The organism is Plantibacter cousiniae (nom. nud.), from assembly GCF_977070315.1.
Genome location: NZ_CDRVEU010000005.1, coordinates 243,939 through 258,986, shown reverse-complemented (window position 1 = coordinate 258,986; position 15,048 = coordinate 243,939). Strand labels below are relative to the sequence as shown.

The 15,048-nt window shown below is 59.8% G+C and carries 19 protein-coding genes; 9 read left to right on the top strand and 10 right to left on the bottom strand.

Features of this window, described 5'->3' with window-relative positions:
* Positions 1 to 19 precede the first annotated feature (19 nt).
* On the top strand, positions 20 to 946 hold the full coding sequence (locus ACW55A_RS12740; protein WP_455808021.1) for a ZIP family metal transporter: 927 nt from the start codon (positions 20 to 22) through the stop codon (positions 944 to 946).
* Here ACW55A_RS12740 and ACW55A_RS12735 read toward each other — a convergent pair.
* Complete coding sequence (locus ACW55A_RS12735) at positions 943 to 1,461, bottom strand: hypothetical protein (protein ID WP_003371543.1); 519 nt, start codon at positions 1,459 to 1,461, stop codon at positions 943 to 945. The genes ACW55A_RS12740 and ACW55A_RS12735 overlap by 4 nt on opposite strands.
* 101 nt (positions 1,462 to 1,562) lie before the next feature.
* A complete protein-coding gene (locus ACW55A_RS12730; protein ID WP_003436706.1) occupies positions 1,563 to 2,108 on the bottom strand; it encodes an ankyrin repeat domain-containing protein in 546 nt (181 codons plus the stop codon).
* Positions 2,109 to 2,454: 346 nt separating this feature from the next.
* On the opposite strand from ACW55A_RS12730, the gene ACW55A_RS12725 reads away from it, so the two are divergent.
* Positions 2,455 to 2,733, top strand: a complete 279-nt coding sequence (locus ACW55A_RS12725) for a DUF3509 domain-containing protein (protein WP_003315128.1) — start codon at positions 2,455 to 2,457, stop codon at positions 2,731 to 2,733.
* Between the two features lie 110 nt (positions 2,734 to 2,843).
* Here the strand turns inward: ACW55A_RS12725 and ACW55A_RS12720 are convergent, their stop codons facing one another.
* The 6 genes from ACW55A_RS12720 to aroC form a co-directional block, all read right to left on the bottom strand.
* Positions 2,844 to 3,566 carry a helix-turn-helix transcriptional regulator gene (locus ACW55A_RS12720; RefSeq protein WP_003436709.1) on the bottom strand — a complete coding sequence of 241 codons (723 nt, stop codon included), beginning with the start codon at positions 3,564 to 3,566 and terminating at the stop codon, positions 2,844 to 2,846.
* Between the two features lie 254 nt (positions 3,567 to 3,820).
* Positions 3,821 to 4,504, bottom strand: coding sequence for an acireductone synthase (gene mtnC, locus ACW55A_RS12715; protein ID WP_058396593.1), 684 nt, complete (start codon positions 4,502 to 4,504; stop codon positions 3,821 to 3,823).
* Between the two features lie 16 nt (positions 4,505 to 4,520).
* Positions 4,521 to 5,066, bottom strand: coding sequence for a 1,2-dihydroxy-3-keto-5-methylthiopentene dioxygenase (locus ACW55A_RS12710; RefSeq protein ID WP_003371536.1), 546 nt, complete (start codon positions 5,064 to 5,066; stop codon positions 4,521 to 4,523).
* 82 nt (positions 5,067 to 5,148) lie between these two features.
* Positions 5,149 to 5,763: a methylthioribulose 1-phosphate dehydratase gene (locus ACW55A_RS12705; protein ID WP_003371534.1), complete on the bottom strand. Its 615-nt coding sequence runs from the start codon at positions 5,761 to 5,763 to the stop codon at positions 5,149 to 5,151.
* Positions 5,760 to 6,923: an MFS transporter gene (locus tag ACW55A_RS12700; RefSeq protein WP_498811010.1), complete on the bottom strand. Its 1,164-nt coding sequence runs from the start codon at positions 6,921 to 6,923 to the stop codon at positions 5,760 to 5,762. The genes ACW55A_RS12705 and ACW55A_RS12700 overlap by 4 nt, the downstream gene beginning before the upstream one ends.
* 30 nt (positions 6,924 to 6,953) lie before the next feature.
* A complete protein-coding gene (gene aroC / locus ACW55A_RS12695; protein ID WP_455808023.1) occupies positions 6,954 to 8,045 on the bottom strand; it encodes a chorismate synthase in 1,092 nt (363 codons plus the stop codon).
* Positions 8,046 to 8,186: 141 nt separating this feature from the next.
* Between aroC and ACW55A_RS12690 the strand changes: the two genes are divergently transcribed.
* Positions 8,187 to 9,218: an alpha/beta hydrolase gene (locus tag ACW55A_RS12690; protein WP_003436719.1), complete on the top strand. Its 1,032-nt coding sequence runs from the start codon at positions 8,187 to 8,189 to the stop codon at positions 9,216 to 9,218.
* A 143-nt stretch (positions 9,219 to 9,361) separates the two neighbouring features.
* The gene (locus tag ACW55A_RS12685) at positions 9,362 to 10,165 is read left to right on the top strand and encodes a hypothetical protein (protein WP_498811009.1); all 804 of its coding nucleotides are present in this window, start codon (positions 9,362 to 9,364) and stop codon (positions 10,163 to 10,165) included.
* Between the two features lie 74 nt (positions 10,166 to 10,239).
* On the opposite strand, the gene prmB is transcribed toward ACW55A_RS12685, so the two are convergent.
* A complete protein-coding gene (prmB, locus tag ACW55A_RS12680; protein ID WP_058396596.1) occupies positions 10,240 to 11,148 on the bottom strand; it encodes a 50S ribosomal protein L3 N(5)-glutamine methyltransferase in 909 nt (302 codons plus the stop codon).
* A gap of 260 nt (positions 11,149 to 11,408) precedes the next feature.
* Between prmB and ACW55A_RS12675 the strand changes: the two genes are divergently transcribed.
* The 3 genes from ACW55A_RS12675 to ACW55A_RS12665 all read left to right on the top strand — a co-directional run bounded on the left by ACW55A_RS12675 (position 11,409) and on the right by ACW55A_RS12665 (position 13,068).
* The gene (locus ACW55A_RS12675; protein WP_498811008.1) at positions 11,409 to 11,999 is read left to right on the top strand and encodes a cysteine hydrolase family protein; all 591 of its coding nucleotides are present in this window, start codon (positions 11,409 to 11,411) and stop codon (positions 11,997 to 11,999) included.
* Positions 12,000 to 12,147: 148 nt separating this feature from the next.
* Complete coding sequence (locus ACW55A_RS12670; protein WP_003371523.1) at positions 12,148 to 12,465, top strand: hypothetical protein; 318 nt, start codon at positions 12,148 to 12,150, stop codon at positions 12,463 to 12,465.
* Positions 12,466 to 12,510: 45 nt separating this feature from the next.
* Positions 12,511 to 13,068 carry a Smr/MutS family protein gene (locus tag ACW55A_RS12665; protein WP_003371521.1) on the top strand — a complete coding sequence of 186 codons (558 nt, stop codon included), beginning with the start codon at positions 12,511 to 12,513 and terminating at the stop codon, positions 13,066 to 13,068.
* Between the two features lie 458 nt (positions 13,069 to 13,526).
* On the opposite strand, the gene ACW55A_RS12660 is transcribed toward ACW55A_RS12665, so the two are convergent.
* Positions 13,527 to 13,694, bottom strand: coding sequence for a hypothetical protein (locus ACW55A_RS12660; protein WP_003371518.1), 168 nt, complete (start codon positions 13,692 to 13,694; stop codon positions 13,527 to 13,529).
* Between the two features lie 357 nt (positions 13,695 to 14,051).
* Between ACW55A_RS12660 and folE the strand changes: the two genes are divergently transcribed.
* Complete coding sequence (gene folE, locus ACW55A_RS12655) at positions 14,052 to 14,597, top strand: GTP cyclohydrolase I FolE (RefSeq protein ID WP_010427107.1); 546 nt, start codon at positions 14,052 to 14,054, stop codon at positions 14,595 to 14,597.
* Between the two features lie 85 nt (positions 14,598 to 14,682).
* Positions 14,683 to 15,048, top strand: coding sequence for a glutaredoxin family protein (locus ACW55A_RS12650; protein WP_004418433.1), 366 nt, complete (start codon positions 14,683 to 14,685; stop codon positions 15,046 to 15,048).

Below are 15,048 nucleotides of genomic sequence, written 5' to 3'. Positions count from 1 at the left end.
TATCAAAGGTAGCCTGTCAATGCCTACGCCCGCACAACCCCAAACGCCCTGGGCGGCCTGGTTAAACCAGTTCCAGGGCAGCCCACTGGTGAGCCTGGGCTTTGCCCTCGCCCTGCTGATCGTCGTCGGCCTCGTTGGCATCAGTCTTTATAACGCCTTCCATGGCACCAGTGAGGTCAACTTCAATCACGCCCTGCTGGGCGGCATGGCGGGTTTTCTGGCCACGGCGCTAGGCGCCGTGATGGCGGTTGCCCTGCGCAATGTTTCGCAACGCGCTCAGGACATCATGCTCGGCTTTGCCGCTGGAATGATGCTGGCGGCCAGTTCGTTCTCGCTGATTCTTCCAGGCCTGGAAGCCGCCCGGGACATTACCGACAGCGGCCCATGGGCCGCTGCGACGGTTGTCGCCGGTCTGGGACTGGGTGTGCTGCTGATGCTGGGACTGGACAAATTCACCCCGCACGAGCATGAAAGCGTAGGCCGCCAGGGACCTCATTCGGAGCGAATCAGTCGGGTCTGGCTGTTCGTGCTGGCGATCACCCTGCATAACCTGCCTGAGGGCATGGCGATTGGCGTCAGTTTCGCCAGCGGCGACATGAATGTCGGCCTGCCATTGACCACCGCCATCGCCATTCAGGACATTCCCGAAGGTCTGGCCATTGCGCTGGCCCTGCGCGCCACCGGCCTGTCAGCCTTCAAGGCGATGCTGGTGGCCATCGGTTCCGGCCTCATGGAGCCACTGGGCTCACTGGTGGGCCTGGGTATCTCCAGCGGCTTTGCCATCGCCTATCCGCTGAGCATGGGGCTGGCAGCAGGCGCGATGATCTTCGTGGTGTCCCATGAAGTCATCCCGGAAACCCACCGCAATGGCCATCAGACCTCGGCAACCCTGGGCCTTATGGGCGGCTTTGCGGTGATGATGTTTCTCGATACGGCGCTGGGTTAACCGCGCAATGCCTGCAGTGCAGGTGCGGCATGGATGCCTGCCGATGCTGCCAGCTCGACTACGCGCGCTTCGTCACGGCCGTACACCAGCACCGCTTGCAACTCGTCATCCAGTGGCTGGCTGAAGTTCATCAGCACATAGCCGCCCATCTCCTTGTTCATGCTGCTCAACTGAATCTGAATGCGATTGAGCGCGACCAGCGGCTCGACCTTGGCCAGCTGCCTGGGCTTGATGTTGAAGGTCACGTCCTTGCCAAACGACTGAACGATCTGCTCGAACAGGTCCATGTAGCTGTCGGCCTGGAACAGAACGGTTTCCGGCAGACTGCCCACCACGACCCACTCGCCCAGCGGGATCGGGAATGTATCGTCGTAGTTGATATCAGGGTTGGCGGCCAGAAATGCCTGCGGATCGGCATACGCCTGCGCGGCCTCATCGGCGATATGCACGATTTCATCGTCGCCCATGCAGCCGGAGCTGACTTTGCTGATTAATTCGACCAGTGAGTCTTTCATGGGGGGCGATCCTGATAGCGGGCAAAAAAAGAGGCGCGAAGGATAACGGTAAATCCATCGCGCCTCTATGTGTTCATGCCTTGCTGTCACTGCACTCGCTGTCAGGACCGGGCTGGCTGCACGCCCATTCTGGTCAACTGCTCAATGGTGACGGTCGCACCCATTGCCTGAGCGGCGCCCAGTGCAGTGATGCCCTTGGCGTCAGTGGCATGCGGGTCCGCGCCCTGACTGATCAGGTAATCGACTATTTCGTTGCGATTGAACATCGCCGCCATCATCAATGCGGTACGGCCATCAGCAGAGGCACCGTCTATGTCGGCACCCGCCTCGACCAGCAACCTGACCACCGCCAGATCGCCCTTGAACGCTGCACCGGCGATGGGGCTTTGGCCGTTATCGTTGCGGATTTCAGGATCAGCCTTGTGGTTCAGCAGCACACGGACCGCATCCGCATGGCAGTGATAGCTGGCCAGCATCAGCAGCGTATCGCCTTTGTGGTTGCGCAGATCTGCAGGCAGGCCCTTTTCAAGCAGGCGCTCCAGCATGACTGCATTTCCCTGGCGAGCCACATCGAATACCTGCTCGGCGAACTCGGCGGCTTCGTCTTCAGTCATGGTTTTCGAAGCGCTGATATCTGTATCGGTCATTAACTACTCCTTGGCGCACGGTACTCCGGGCATGCGTTGACCCGGCGTCGATACACACACTGACCTCAAGTCTCGCCAGCTGTTCGATCAGCATCGACGCGGATGCGCAATGCCTGCTCCTGATCGCCGCTATCCATGCAATCCCCCTTCTGCCCGATCCTCATCGTGCAGGAAACGGCAAAATGCAGGGCGCACGACGGGTGTTCATGCAAAATGCACGAAGACTAAAATTAGGGGTTATTTCAAGTGATTGATTTTAAAGGATTTATTTTAAGAGAAAGACTGGCACAGACACTGCAATAGTACTTGCAAGCTTGTTATCCCATGAGCAATGGAGCCGCCTCACATGACTTTTATTCAAGAAAAATTCGCTTCCGTATTCTCCGACTACACCGTTACTACCCAGCCGCGCCCAGATGGTGGTGTTCTGTTGTCACTGCGTACCCAGGATGGTAAGCAGATCCGTCGCTCAGTCTCTTATGCTCAGTTGCACACACCAGTTCAACTGGAATGGGTAATCAGCGCCATCCGCCGCGACCTGGCTGCACAAGCCAGCGAGCTGCCAGCTATCTCGATGCTGCAAAGCCAGCACCGTTTTGATCTGCCGACGTACCACACACGTTGATTTTGCCCGCCACCCTCTTGGGTGGCACCCGCTGTACGCTCTCTCATCCCTTGTTTGCCGCGATTACACTTTGTTCTCGCGGCTTTTTTTGCCTGCGTTTTGTCGGCCGACTATCTGATCAGACCACGACAAAGTGCTTCGCCCACCGCCTGTGCCCTGTTGGCAACGCCCAGCTTGGAGTAGATGGTCTTGAGGTGATACTTCACCGTCGATTCCGATACGTCGCGGATCATCGAGATCTCCCAGGCCGTTTTCCCGTCTCTGGCCCACTGCAACACTTCCAGTTCGCGATGAGTCAGACCGCGTGAACAGAACTTCAGACCACGCGCGACACTGTGCAGCACTGGCATGAGACTGCTCATGAGGTACTTTTGTTCAGCGCTGATGGGACGCTCAACTTCGCCCAGGGTACAGACCGATGTCACGCTGTCGGCACCACGGCAATGATTGGTGTAGCCGTAGGAGATGGCCGGAAGCAGTTCGCAGGCATCGACGAGCTCGTCATAAAAGGCGGAGACCGGGTATTGCCTGAAAGCATCCTGCCAGTTCAGGAAGCCCAGTTGATTGCGATAACAACGGATCACCGGGTCCTGCGTGATCAAATCGTGCTGGCGGTAGGCCTCGCCCCAGGCATCGTCGACGCTGGACGTGATGAATGTCAGCAACACCGGGCCCTTGAACTGAAAGAACATCGCGCGCTCACTGCTGCATTCGCGCCGTAACCACTCGAGTGCGTTTTCGATGGCAGTCTGCCCATCAAGCTCGGTAATCGTGCTCACCATCTGCTGTATCAATAAATCCCTGGTTGCGCTTTCTGTCATGGCACTGCCCATCGCTGCCGCTCCTTCTTCGCCCGGCAGTCGGTACAGGTGTTGTCCGTGCCCCCGGTGACGATGGCGCAGAACTTACACGAATAATCACGTTGAAAAACCGCGAACAGAACAAACAGATTCAACGCACTTTCGACCAGGCAACAGCTCACTCGATAACAGGAAAAGCCCTACAAAAGTAATGTGTGAGCCTTGTGGCAGGCATATTTCAATGCAGCGGCATCAGGGCGATGCCGCGCACAGCAGGCGGGAGTTTTCTAGAAGGACGCTGGATCGATAAGCGCAAAACTGGCCACATGTCGGTGCCCGGCAAGTGCCCCGCCATCACGCGCAAGACCACAGGTGGCCATGCCGGCGGCCTGTGCGGCATCGAGTTCTTCGACGATATCCGACAGGAACAGAATCTCCCCGGCAGGACAGTCCATTGCCTGCGCTATCGCCCGGTAGGACTGCGCTTCGCGTTTGGGGCCGGACGTCGTATCGAAGTAACCGCTGAACAGGCCGGACAGGTCGCCCGCCTCGGAGCAGCCGAAAATCAATTGTTGAGCCTGAATCGAGCCCGAGGAATAAACGTAAAGCCGGTAACCCTGTTGATGCCAGTGTTTCAAGGCCTCGACAGCATCCGGATAAACATGGCCCTTGAGCTGTCCGGCGCTGTAGCCCTGCTCCCAGACCATGCCCTGCAGGGCCTTGAGCGGCGTGGCCTTGCGGTCCTCGGCGATCCACTCCAGCAGAAGCGCAATGACGCGCTCGACATCAGCGTCCGGTTCAGCGGCCTGCTCGCGTACCGCCTGCAGCTGCTGCGCCACGGCCGGTTGCTCGGCATTTTCGCGAACGAATGCGGGCAAGTGCTTTCTGGCGAACGGAAACAACACGTCGAACACGAAACTCACTGCACTGGTGGTGCCTTCGATATCCGTGAGGATAGCTTTGATGGGCATCAGAATCGGGCTCCTCTCAGTCTTCCAGCCGTGGAAAACGGCCGGCAATGTCTTCACCGGTAAAATTGGCCACCCAGCCTTCAGGGTTGTTGAACAGGCGGATGGCAACGAAGTGCGGGTTTTCGCCCATATCGAACCAGTGCCGCGTGCCGGCCGGTACGGAAATCAAGTCGTTCTTTTCACACAACACGGCGTACACATAGTCGTCGATGTGCAGGGTGAACAAGCCGCGCCCGGCGACAAAAAAGCGTACTTCGTCTTCACCGTGGCGGTGCTCTTCAAGAAATTTGGCGCGCAATTCGGCTTTTTGCGGATGATCGCTGTTGAGACTGATGACGTCCACGGTGACATAACCGCGCTCGGTCATCAGCTTGTCGATCTGGGTGCGATAGGCGCTGATCACCTCTTCCTGGCTGGCACCGGGGGTGATCGGCGTCGCGGCCTCCCAACGGTCGAACGCCACACCGTGCTCGGCCAGCGTCGACGCGATGTCTTCCAGATGGGTCAGCACCTTGTTGGGCATATCAGGGCTTGAAACGTGATAAACGGACAGGCTGCTCATGCGTGAAATCCTCGGTTTGGTGCAACACCTTCCGGCTTTTACAGGCCGGTCAGGCTTAAAAGCTGGTTTGGGCGGGATACGATCAGCGGTTCAATACCGCGCGCATTTTCAGTTCGCACTCGAACAGGAACTCGAACGCTTCGATCTGGCGCAAGGCGTCGCTCATTTTAGCGCCCCAGGTGTAGAGGCCATGACCGCGGATCAGGTAGCCGGCGCACTCGGGATGGGCGTCCAGCCAAGGCTGCACCTTTGCCGCGAGGCGGGCAATATCCTGATCGTTGTCGAAAATCGGCACCACGACCTGCGACTCATGAGTCACCACGCCGCTAAAGGCCTTTTGCAGTTCGTAATCCTCGAACACCAGATGATCGGCCGTGGTCAGCCTCGACAACACGGTCGCGTTGACCGAGTGGGTGTGCAGCACGGCGCCGACCTGCGGCCTGCAGCTGTACAACTGGGTATGCAGCAAGGTCTCGGCAGACGGTTTTTTACCGGGTTCCAGGCTGTTGCCAGCCAGATCGGTGGCCAACACATCGTCAGGGCCCAACTGGCCCTTGTGCTTGCCGGACACGGTCAACAGCGCCTCGCTGGCAGAAAGACGCGCAGAGTAATTGCTGCTGGTGGCAGGCGACCAGCCACGGCCGTACAGAAAACGCCCGGCCTCGATGATTTCCAGGCTCAATTGTTCGCGGCTCATACACCTTCCTCTTTCTTGGGTGTGACAATCATGACGGCAGCGGCCAAGGCTGCAAGGCTGGCGATGGCAAAGGTCCAGACCGGGCCCAGTGCGTTCCAGCTGTAACCGGAATACAGAGCACCCAACGCCCCGCCGACGCCGGACAAGGCGGCATAAAGCGCCTGCCCTTGACCTTGCTGACGCGGACCGAAGCTACTTTGCACGAAGTGAATGGCAGCGGCGTGAAAGCTGCCGAATGTCGCGGCGTGCATCACCTGCGCAATCAGCAGCGCGGTGAGGTGATCGGCAAACAGCCCCAGCAGCAGCCAGCGCAATGCGGCCAGCAGAAAGCTGGCGAAGAGTACCTGGCGCACGGTGAAGCGCTGCAGAATCCGACTCATGACCGTGAACATCAGCACTTCGGCCACCACGCCGACCGCCCACAGCAGGCCGATCAGGCCCCGGCTGTAACCAAGCGCTTCGAGGTGCAGGGTCAAAAAGGTGTAATACGGGCCATGGCTGAGCACCATCAGCGCGACACTGAGGTAGAACGCCAATACACCGGGGCGCGTCAGTTGCCTGAGAAAGCCGCCCGGCCCGGTTTCAAGGCTCGACGGTGCTGGATGCGCATTCGGCACCCACCAGCTGCTGACAACGATACCGGACATGATCGCCAGTGCGATGTAGGGGAACAGGTCCAGGCTGAACCATTCGAACACCCGCCCCAGCACCACGACCGCCAGAATGAAACCGATCGAGCCCCACAGGCGGATCTGGCTGTAACGCGAGGTCTGGCCTTGCAGGTGTGCCAGGGTGATGACTTCGAACTGCGGCAGCACGGCGTGCCAGAAGAACGCGTAGAGCGCCATGACCATCGCCAGCCAGGCATAGCTTTTTTCGACCAGGATCAGCGAAAACGCCAGCAACGTGCAGATGGCGCCGGACCGCACAATGGTCAGACGCCAACCGGTGTGATCACCCAGCCACCCCCAGAGACTGGGCGCAACGCAGCGCATCAGCATGGGGATGGCGACCAGTTCGCCGATCCGTGCGCTGGAAAAACCCAGATGATGCAGGTAAAGGGCCATGAAAGGCGCCGACAGGCCCAGCAAGGCGAAATAGCATACGTAGAACCCGGACAGCCGCCAGTAAGGCAGCTGTCCGCCGGCAGGTTGCGCCACGCTAGCAGTCCGCAACCGTAACAGCGTGCATTACACCTGCCCCAGCACAGGCGTGTTGACGCTGACGTCGGCGTTCTGACCGCGATGACGCAGCAGATGATCCAGAAGAACGATGGCCATCATTGCCTCGGCAATCGGTGTGGCACGGATGCCGACACACGGGTCATGCCGACCTTTGGTGATCACGTCGGCGGCGTTGCCATCGACATCGATCGAACGCCCTGGCGTGGTGATGCTGGAGGTCGGCTTGAGCGCCAGATTCGCGATGATCGGCTGGCCGGAGGAAATGCCGCCGAGAATGCCGCCCGCGTGATTGGACAGGAAACCCTGGGGCGTCATCTCGTCGCGGTGCTCGGTGCCGCGCTGGGCAACACAGTCGAAACCGGCACCGATCTCCACACCCTTGACCGCGTTGATGCTCATCAGCGCGTGGGCGAGCTCAGCGTCCAGACGATCGAAGATCGGCTCGCCGAGCCCCGGCATCACGCCTTCTGCGACCACGGTGATTTTCGCACCGACCGAGTCCTGATCACGGCGCAGCTGGTCCATGTAGGCTTCCAGTTCCGGCACCTTGTCAGGGTCGGGGCAGAAAAACGCGTTGTCTTCGACCGAATCCCAGGTCTTGAACGGGATCGGGATCGGGCCAAGCTGGCTCATGTAGCCGCGAATGACGATGCCCTGGCTTGCCAGATACTTCTTGGCAATGGCCCCTGCGGCCACACGCATGGCGGTTTCCCTTGCCGAACTGCGGCCACCACCACGGTAATCGCGGATGCCGTACTTGTGGTGATAGGTGTAATCGGCGTGGGCCGGGCGGAACAGGTCCTTGATCGCCGAATAGTCCTTGGACTTCTGATCGGTGTTGCGGATCAGCAGGCCGATGGACGCACCTGTGGTCTTGCCCTCGAAGACACCCGAGAGAATCTCGACCTCATCGGCCTCCTGACGCTGCGTGGTATGGCGGCTGGTGCCCGGCTTGCGCCGATCCAGGTCGCGCTGCAGGTCTTGCAGGTCCAGCTCCAGCCCCGGCGGGCAGCCGTCGACGATAGCGACCAGCGCCGGGCCGTGGCTTTCGCCGGCGGTGGTGACAGTGAACAGCTTGCCGAAAGTGTTGCCGGACATGCGGGCGCTCCGAAAAATCAGCCAAAAAACCAGATCGTTAAACCAAGCGCGCCAGTATACGCAGGCTCGCGGTTCAGTTCATCCTCGAACCTTCTGTCACGGCGTGCGTCCAAGCGTGACTCCCCCAATGATGGCCTTGCGATGTTATCCGGTATTTCCCTGCTTCGAGTTCCCAACGCGCTGCGTCTGCTGGCCCTGCCGATAACCCTGATCCTGAGTCTGGCCGCCGCGACCGCCAGCGCTGCGGCCCCCGGCACGGTGCAGCGGCCGATAAGCGTGGACACCGAAAACGGCAAGCTGTACGGCACGCTGCTGATGCCGCGTTCCGACAAACCGGTGCCGGTGGTGCTGATCGTCGCCGGTTCCGGCCCCACCGACCGCGACGGCAACAACCCGGAAGGTGGACGCAACGACAGCATGAAACGCCTGGCAGTGATCCTGGCCAGCAACAATATCGCCAGCGTGCGCTACGACAAACGTGGCGTCGCAGCCAGCAAGGCGGTCACACCGGATGAACGCAACCTGAGCGTCGAGCGCTACGTGGCCGATGTCCAGCTCTGGGCCAGAGCACTGAAAGCCAACCCGCGCCTGGGCCAGTTGATTCTGTTGGGCCACAGCGAAGGTGCGCTGGTGGCGACGCTGGCGGCTGAGAAGGTAGGTGCAGCAGCACTGATTTCCGTGGCCGGCACCGGACGCCCGGTGGATCAGGTGCTGCGTGAACAGTTTCAGGAGCGCCTGCCACCGGACCTGCTGCAGCGCAGCGATCAGTTGCTCGACGAACTCAAGGCTGGCAAGACCGATGACAACGTGCCCGCCGAGCTGGAAGTGGTGTTCCGCCCCAGTGTCCAGCCGTACCTGATCTCGCTGTTCCGCCAGGATCCGGCGGCGGCTTTCGGTGCCTTGCACATTCCGGCGCTGATCGTTCAGGGTCGCAACGATATTCAGGTCGGTGTGGGCGACGCGCTGCTGCTGCAGAAAGCCAAACCGGATGCCCAACTGGCCCTGATCGACGGCATGAATCATGTGCTGCGCATCGTCCCGGACGATCTGCAGCAGCAACTGCTCTCCTACCGCAATCCGACCCAGCCGCTGGCCAGTGAAGTGACCGAGCGGATCCTGAGCTTCATCAAGGCACTCCCTGCCCCGGACGCCCCACACGGAAAAAAGATCTGACGCGCACGAGTCAACAGCCCTTCAGTCCTGGCAAATCTGGCCGATAGCAATGTGCTGGCCCTGTGTTCCGGCACCTTAGTGTTTCGGCACCTTTATGCCCCGGCAAACATGCTCCGGGGCAAGGCCCAGGAAAGGACACCCTTATGACAGACGCAACTACCATGACTGAAACCCTCGCAGAACCGGCCAGCGCAGAAGTCGCAGTGCCAGTACCCCCGCAGCCGTGGGAAGACGTTCTGCCCGAAAGCTTTCAGATGCTGCGTCTGTCGCCACTGCCTACCGACCGTGCTACCGGCGGCCGCCCTCTGCGCTTCATACAGTTCGGGCGTGCCGAGCGGCACAGCAAGGCCTTGAGCCTGCTGCGGATCACGGTGCAATTGCCAGGTCAGCGGGTCCGCAAGGAACAGAACCATCTGGATATCTGGGCCGACCATGAAAAGCGCATGGTGCGCTTCGGTCCCGAGTCAGGCTTGCAGATCGAGCCATGGAACCGCGGCATCGGGCGTTTCATGATTGCGCATGCGGTGCATTGGGCGCAGAAAAGATGGTCTTCCTACAAGATTGAAGGCGTGGCGCTGGCCAGCAAGGACGGTCTGAACGAAGACACACGTCTGCGTCGCGATCACTTTCTGCGCACTCTGGGCTTTGAAGTGACGTATGCCGATGCCCAGCACATGAAAGGCGCGATCAAGGATGTACACGTCGGCAACCTGCACAGCACCTGGAACAACGACAAGGTGCAGATCATCGAGATTCTCGAAGCCTCGCAAATGCTGGAAAAGGCCGAGAAAAACCTGATCGAACAGGAGGTGACGATCCGTCAGCATGAAGACCGGGTGAGCAAATACAAGCGTGAGGACAGCGGCCTGCGCTTCACGATTGCCTGCCTGGTGACCTTCGCGGTCTTTCAGGCCGGACTGCTGATCTGGATCGCGACGCACCGATAAAAGACACGCCGATAAAAAAGGGAGGCTGATATCAGCCTCCCTTTGGTCTCAGCCGCTTATCGCGGTTGTTGAGCTCAAACCTTCGACTGGAACAATGCCTGATGGTCGCGGCACTGTTCTGCCGTGAGCATGAACACACCATGCCCGCCCCGCTGGAAGTCCAGCCAGGCGAAATCGACCTCCGGATACAGCGCCTGCACGTGCACCTGGCTATTGCCGACCTCGACAATCAACAGGCCCTTCTCGTTGAGATGATCGGCGGCCTGGGCGAGCATGCGGCGGACCAGGTTCAGGCCATCGCTGCCACAGGCCAGCGCCAGCTCCGGCTCATGCTGATACTCGTCAGGCATATCGGCAAAGTCTTCGGCGTCCACATAGGGCGGGTTGGAAACGATCAGGTCAAAGCGCTGACCCGGCAGGCCGTCGAATCCGTCGCCCTGAACGGTGTAGACCCGGTCCTCCATGCCGTGACGTTCGATGTTCTGGTTGGCCACTTCCAGCGCGTCGTAGGACAGGTCGGCCAAGGCCACCTCGGCGTCCGGGAACACATCGGCACAGGCGATACCGATGCAACCGGAGCCAGTGCACAGGTCGAGAATCCGCGCCGGCTCGTCGGCCAGCCAAGGGGCGAAACGCTCTTCGATCAGCTCGGCAATAGGTGAGCGCGGGATCAGAACGCGGTCATCGACAATGAACGACATGCCACAGAACCAGGCCTCGCCCAGCAGGTACGGGGTCGGCACACGGTCATCGATGCGCCGCTTGATCAAGCGTTGCAGTTCGGATATTTCGTCGACTTCCAGGCGGCAATCCAGGTAGCTGTCGGCAATTTCCCAAGGCAGGTGCAGTGCGCCCAGTACCAGTTGCCGCGCTTCATCCCAGGCATTGTCGGTGCCATGACCGAAAAATACGTCTTCCTCGTGAAAGCGGCTGACGGCCCAGCGTATATGGTCGCGCACGGTACGCAGACGGGAAGTGATCATGGACAAACTCCTTGAAAGGCACGAACTGTTGTAAGACGAGCCTCGGTGAACAGTCTGGTTACGAACAACGTGCATTCTTCGTACCCGATAGGCGGGGAAGTTTCCATGATTCGCGTACCGCCATCAAGGCAAACCGCCATCCACCCCCTCCTCCAACTGCCCTGCAGGCCATAAAAACCGTGGCTTGCGATGGTTGCCATTCCCAGAACGCTTCAGCCAGAGGACAATGTCGCAAAAGCCCCACACCAAGGAGCCCGTGAATGTCCGATTTAAAGACCATGTTTCAACTCAGTGGCCGGGTGCATGCGCCTGCCCATCTGAGTAACGCGACGCTGATCATCATCGACGCGCAAAAAGAATACCTTCGCGGCCCGCTGGCCCTGACCGGCGTCAGGGAAGCGATGGCCAACATCGGCCGACTGGTCGAGAAAGCACGGGCGGTCAAGTGCCCGATTGTTCACATCCGCCATCTGGGCACTGTGGGCGGCCCGTTCGATCCACATGGCGAGCGCGGCGAACTGGTGCCGGAGCTGTTGCCGCAGGGTGATGAACATCTGGTCGAAAAACGCCTGCCCAATGCCTTCAATGGCACCGGACTGCATGAACTGCTGCAGAGCCTGGGGCACCTGGACCTGATCGTCTGCGGCTTCATGAGCCATTCGAGTATCAGTACCACGGTTCGCGCCACCAAGGACTACGGCTATCGCTGCACCCTGGTCGACGATGCCTGCGCAACCCGTGACCTGCCGAGCCCGCACGGTGTGGTCAGCGCTGAGGTCGTGCACAAAACCGAGATGGCAATCATGGCCGACAACTTCGCCACCCTGGCACTGACCAAAGACCTTGTCTGACGCTACACAGGCGAAGGAGCGTGTGACAGCGTTCACATAACCGCCCATCCTTTGCCGTCATGGATCGTCCCGGAGGCGGGAACCACCCCTCCTTCCCCGGGTCAGAGCGCCGATACTCCATTGAGCTGATACCTGTTGAGGAAAAGGCATGAAAACGTCAGATGGTTTCGATGCACGTCGCCTGCGCCCCAGGGGTCAGGGCAACTGGGGCAAACGCATCGGCACGCTGATCGCACTGCTCCTTGTGGTCGCAGGCCTGTTGCTGGCAGTTGCCGGTGCATCCAGCCTCACGGTTCACCCGCAGATGCTGGGCGAACTGAATGCCAGCCCGGGCGGCGCGGCGTTTGTCGCCATCGGCGGATTGCTGGTGCTGTACATGGGCGTCTGGCTATGGCGCCGCTGCCGTCGTCAGCGCAGTGGCGGCGGCTTGAGTATCTCTTCGCATCTGATGAAAAAACACAACTGACCCTCTCGCCTGAGCGGTTAGAATGGCCTCCTTCGCGGAGGCCCCATGCAAGACGACGATTTTTCCCTGTTCAGAAGCGAGACACGCGGCGTCAAGCCGCTCAAGCATGAACACGCCGATGTCGGCAAACCCAAGACCGATCGAAAAATGCTGGCCCGTCTGCGCCAGTCGGCAACCGTGCGTACCGACTCGGTGACCGTCGACGGCTTGTCGGATCAATTCGTGATCGACGTCGGTCCTGAGGATGTCCTGAGCTGGTCGCGTGACGGCGTGCAGGAAGGTCAGATGCGCAAGCTCAAACTCGGGCAGATCAGCTTCGAGGGCAGCCTTGACCTGCATGGCATGAGCGTGGAAGTGGCGCGAGAGACGCTGTGGGAATTTCTGGCTGAAGCGACGCGTCTGGAAATACGCTGCGTACGTGTCACCCATGGCAAGGCGGTACGCCTGGACGGCAAGCGACCGATGATCAAAAGCCACGTCAACACCTGGCTGCGTCAGCATCCGCAGGTACTGGGCTTTTGCTCCTGCCTGGCCAAACACGGTGGTGCAGGCGCAGTGTACGTAATCCTCAGGCGCACCATGATGGAAGGGCGCGACGAGTAGAACCCGCCGCGCCCTTCCAGTCAGTCAGACCCTGTACGCCGGGCAGCGAACCGCCGCCCTGCTGGTGAATCAGCGACCCGGGCCAGGGCCGCCAGGACCAGGGCCACCGCCTTCATGGTGACCGCCACCGCCGCCATGTCCGCCCGGGCCAGGCCAGAACGGCCAGCAGCCTGAAACGGACGACAGTACAATCGCGAACAACGCTATTTTTGCTACTCGACTCAACATCCGGGTTTACTCTCTAGACAGGCAATGGATTGATGACCTGCCTACTCAGACCGTGATGGACGGCAGAAGTGGGTAGCGATCTGGTCGCCAACGTGTAAGCGAGAGGATACAAAAGCTGTAAAAGCGGATTTCCAAGGGCAAACAAGATACGGGCCGTCAGACACAAAAAAGCCATACGGCCTTGGCCTGACTCAGGCGATTAACTGCCGTGGCCTAGCTCTCGCAGGCGTTCAGAACCAGACCTTGAATGCAAGCCATGAAAAAACCAGAGCAAATACTGCACCGGATGCAGCAGACACCAGGACGTTTCGTGGTTCATGGGCAGACATATTGCGGACCTCGTTGCCCAACTGCTCAAGGTCTTCGCGCATCCGCTTTATGACTTGATCGTGACTCATACTCATCTTCTCTCGAAATGCCGGTTCATGCGTTATGTGCACACCTGCGCTTGGTCCAGCGACTCTGGAAAGCACCTGGCTATAGCGCAATGCCGGGCAAAGTCTAAAAACCGGAGCTGATTGCGAAAGCATTACGAGGCCACGGCAGTACAACTGCGAGCACACCTACGCTACCATGTGCCCAATCGCCGGGATAAACCCCGCATTCATCGCCAATCAACGAGATCCGCAGGTCACGTATGCGAAATCGCCCAATTCCACTGGAGCGGGATCGGCAAACGGGACACCAGCTCGATTGGTAAAAAATCGGTACAGCCCCAAACGTACCGCTCTGAAACCTATACGGAATCACCCTCTGTGACACTGGAACAGAATTACACCGCCATACTCGGGCAATTGGGCGAGGACGTCTCGCGCGAAGGTCTGCTGGACACCCCCAAGCGCGCCGCCAAGGCCATGCAGTATCTGTGTCGCGGCTACGCGCAGACCCTGGAAGAAGTGACCAACGGCGCGCTGTTCAGCTCCGATGCCAGTGAAATGGTGATGGTCAAGGACATCGAGCTGTACTCACTGTGCGAGCACCATCTGCTGCCGTTCATTGGCAAGGCACACGTGGCCTACATCCCGCAGGGCAAGGTGCTTGGCTTGTCGAAAGTAGCGCGGATCGTCGACATGTATGCCCGCCGTCTGCAGATCCAGGAAAACCTGAGCCGCCAGATCGCCGAGGCCATTCAGCAGGTCACCGGCGCGCTGGGCGTTGCGGTGGTGATCGAAGCCAAGCACATGTGCATGATGATGCGTGGCGTCGAGAAGCAGAACTCGGCCATGATCACCTCGGTGATGCTGGGCGAGTTCCGTGAAAACGCGGCCACCCGCAGCGAGTTTCTCAGCCTGATCAAGTGACCGTTCAGCCTGCGTTCACCTGCCGTGAGGCACGCTGAATGCACGGCTGGCCACGCCACCGCCCGCAAGAGGTATGACCTTGTTCATGAAAGCGTTAAGAGTCGGCCTCGGCCAACTCGTCATCGGCATTGATTTCCTGACTCGCCCGAGCAGGAAAAAACGTGACCCGCAGGCCCAGGCGGCTGTCGCTGAAGCGGCTCAGGACCTGACGCTGTATCAGTTCCATGCCTGCCCGTTCTGCGTGAAGACGCGTCGCGCCCTGCGCCGCCTGAATGTTCCGGTCGCGTTGCGCGATGCGAAAAACAATGAGCTTGATCGCCAGACACTGCTCAACGAGGGCGGCAGGATCAAGGTGCCTTGCCTGCGCATCGAGGAAGGCGACAAAACCGTATGGATGTATGAATCCAAGGTGATCATCGACTATCTGAACCAGCGCTTCGGAGCGATCTGA

Coding starts and splice junctions, on each gene's coding strand:
- ACW55A_RS12740 (WP_455808021.1), top strand. CDS start 20: ATGCCTACGCCCGCACAACCCCAAACGCCCTGGGCGGCCTGGTTAAAC.
- ACW55A_RS12735 (WP_003371543.1), bottom strand. CDS start 1,461: ATGAAAGACTCACTGGTCGAATTAATCAGCAAAGTCAGCTCCGGCTGC.
- ACW55A_RS12730 (WP_003436706.1), bottom strand. CDS start 2,108: ATGACCGATACAGATATCAGCGCTTCGAAAACCATGACTGAAGACGAA.
- ACW55A_RS12725 (WP_003315128.1), top strand. CDS start 2,455: ATGACTTTTATTCAAGAAAAATTCGCTTCCGTATTCTCCGACTACACC.
- ACW55A_RS12720 (WP_003436709.1), bottom strand. CDS start 3,566: ATGGGCAGTGCCATGACAGAAAGCGCAACCAGGGATTTATTGATACAG.
- mtnC (WP_058396593.1), bottom strand. CDS start 4,504: ATGCCCATCAAAGCTATCCTCACGGATATCGAAGGCACCACCAGTGCA.
- ACW55A_RS12710 (WP_003371536.1), bottom strand. CDS start 5,066: ATGAGCAGCCTGTCCGTTTATCACGTTTCAAGCCCTGATATGCCCAAC.
- ACW55A_RS12705 (WP_003371534.1), bottom strand. CDS start 5,763: ATGAGCCGCGAACAATTGAGCCTGGAAATCATCGAGGCCGGGCGTTTT.
- aroC (WP_455808023.1), bottom strand. CDS start 8,045: ATGTCCGGCAACACTTTCGGCAAGCTGTTCACTGTCACCACCGCCGGC.
- ACW55A_RS12690 (WP_003436719.1), top strand. CDS start 8,187: ATGTTATCCGGTATTTCCCTGCTTCGAGTTCCCAACGCGCTGCGTCTG.
- ACW55A_RS12685 (WP_498811009.1), top strand. CDS start 9,362: ATGACAGACGCAACTACCATGACTGAAACCCTCGCAGAACCGGCCAGC.
- prmB (WP_058396596.1), bottom strand. CDS start 11,148: ATGATCACTTCCCGTCTGCGTACCGTGCGCGACCATATACGCTGGGCC.
- ACW55A_RS12675 (WP_498811008.1), top strand. CDS start 11,409: ATGTCCGATTTAAAGACCATGTTTCAACTCAGTGGCCGGGTGCATGCG.
- ACW55A_RS12670 (WP_003371523.1), top strand. CDS start 12,148: ATGAAAACGTCAGATGGTTTCGATGCACGTCGCCTGCGCCCCAGGGGT.
- ACW55A_RS12665 (WP_003371521.1), top strand. CDS start 12,511: ATGCAAGACGACGATTTTTCCCTGTTCAGAAGCGAGACACGCGGCGTC.
- ACW55A_RS12660 (WP_003371518.1), bottom strand. CDS start 13,694: ATGAGTCACGATCAAGTCATAAAGCGGATGCGCGAAGACCTTGAGCAG.
- ACW55A_RS12650 (WP_004418433.1), top strand. CDS start 14,683: ATGAAAGCGTTAAGAGTCGGCCTCGGCCAACTCGTCATCGGCATTGAT.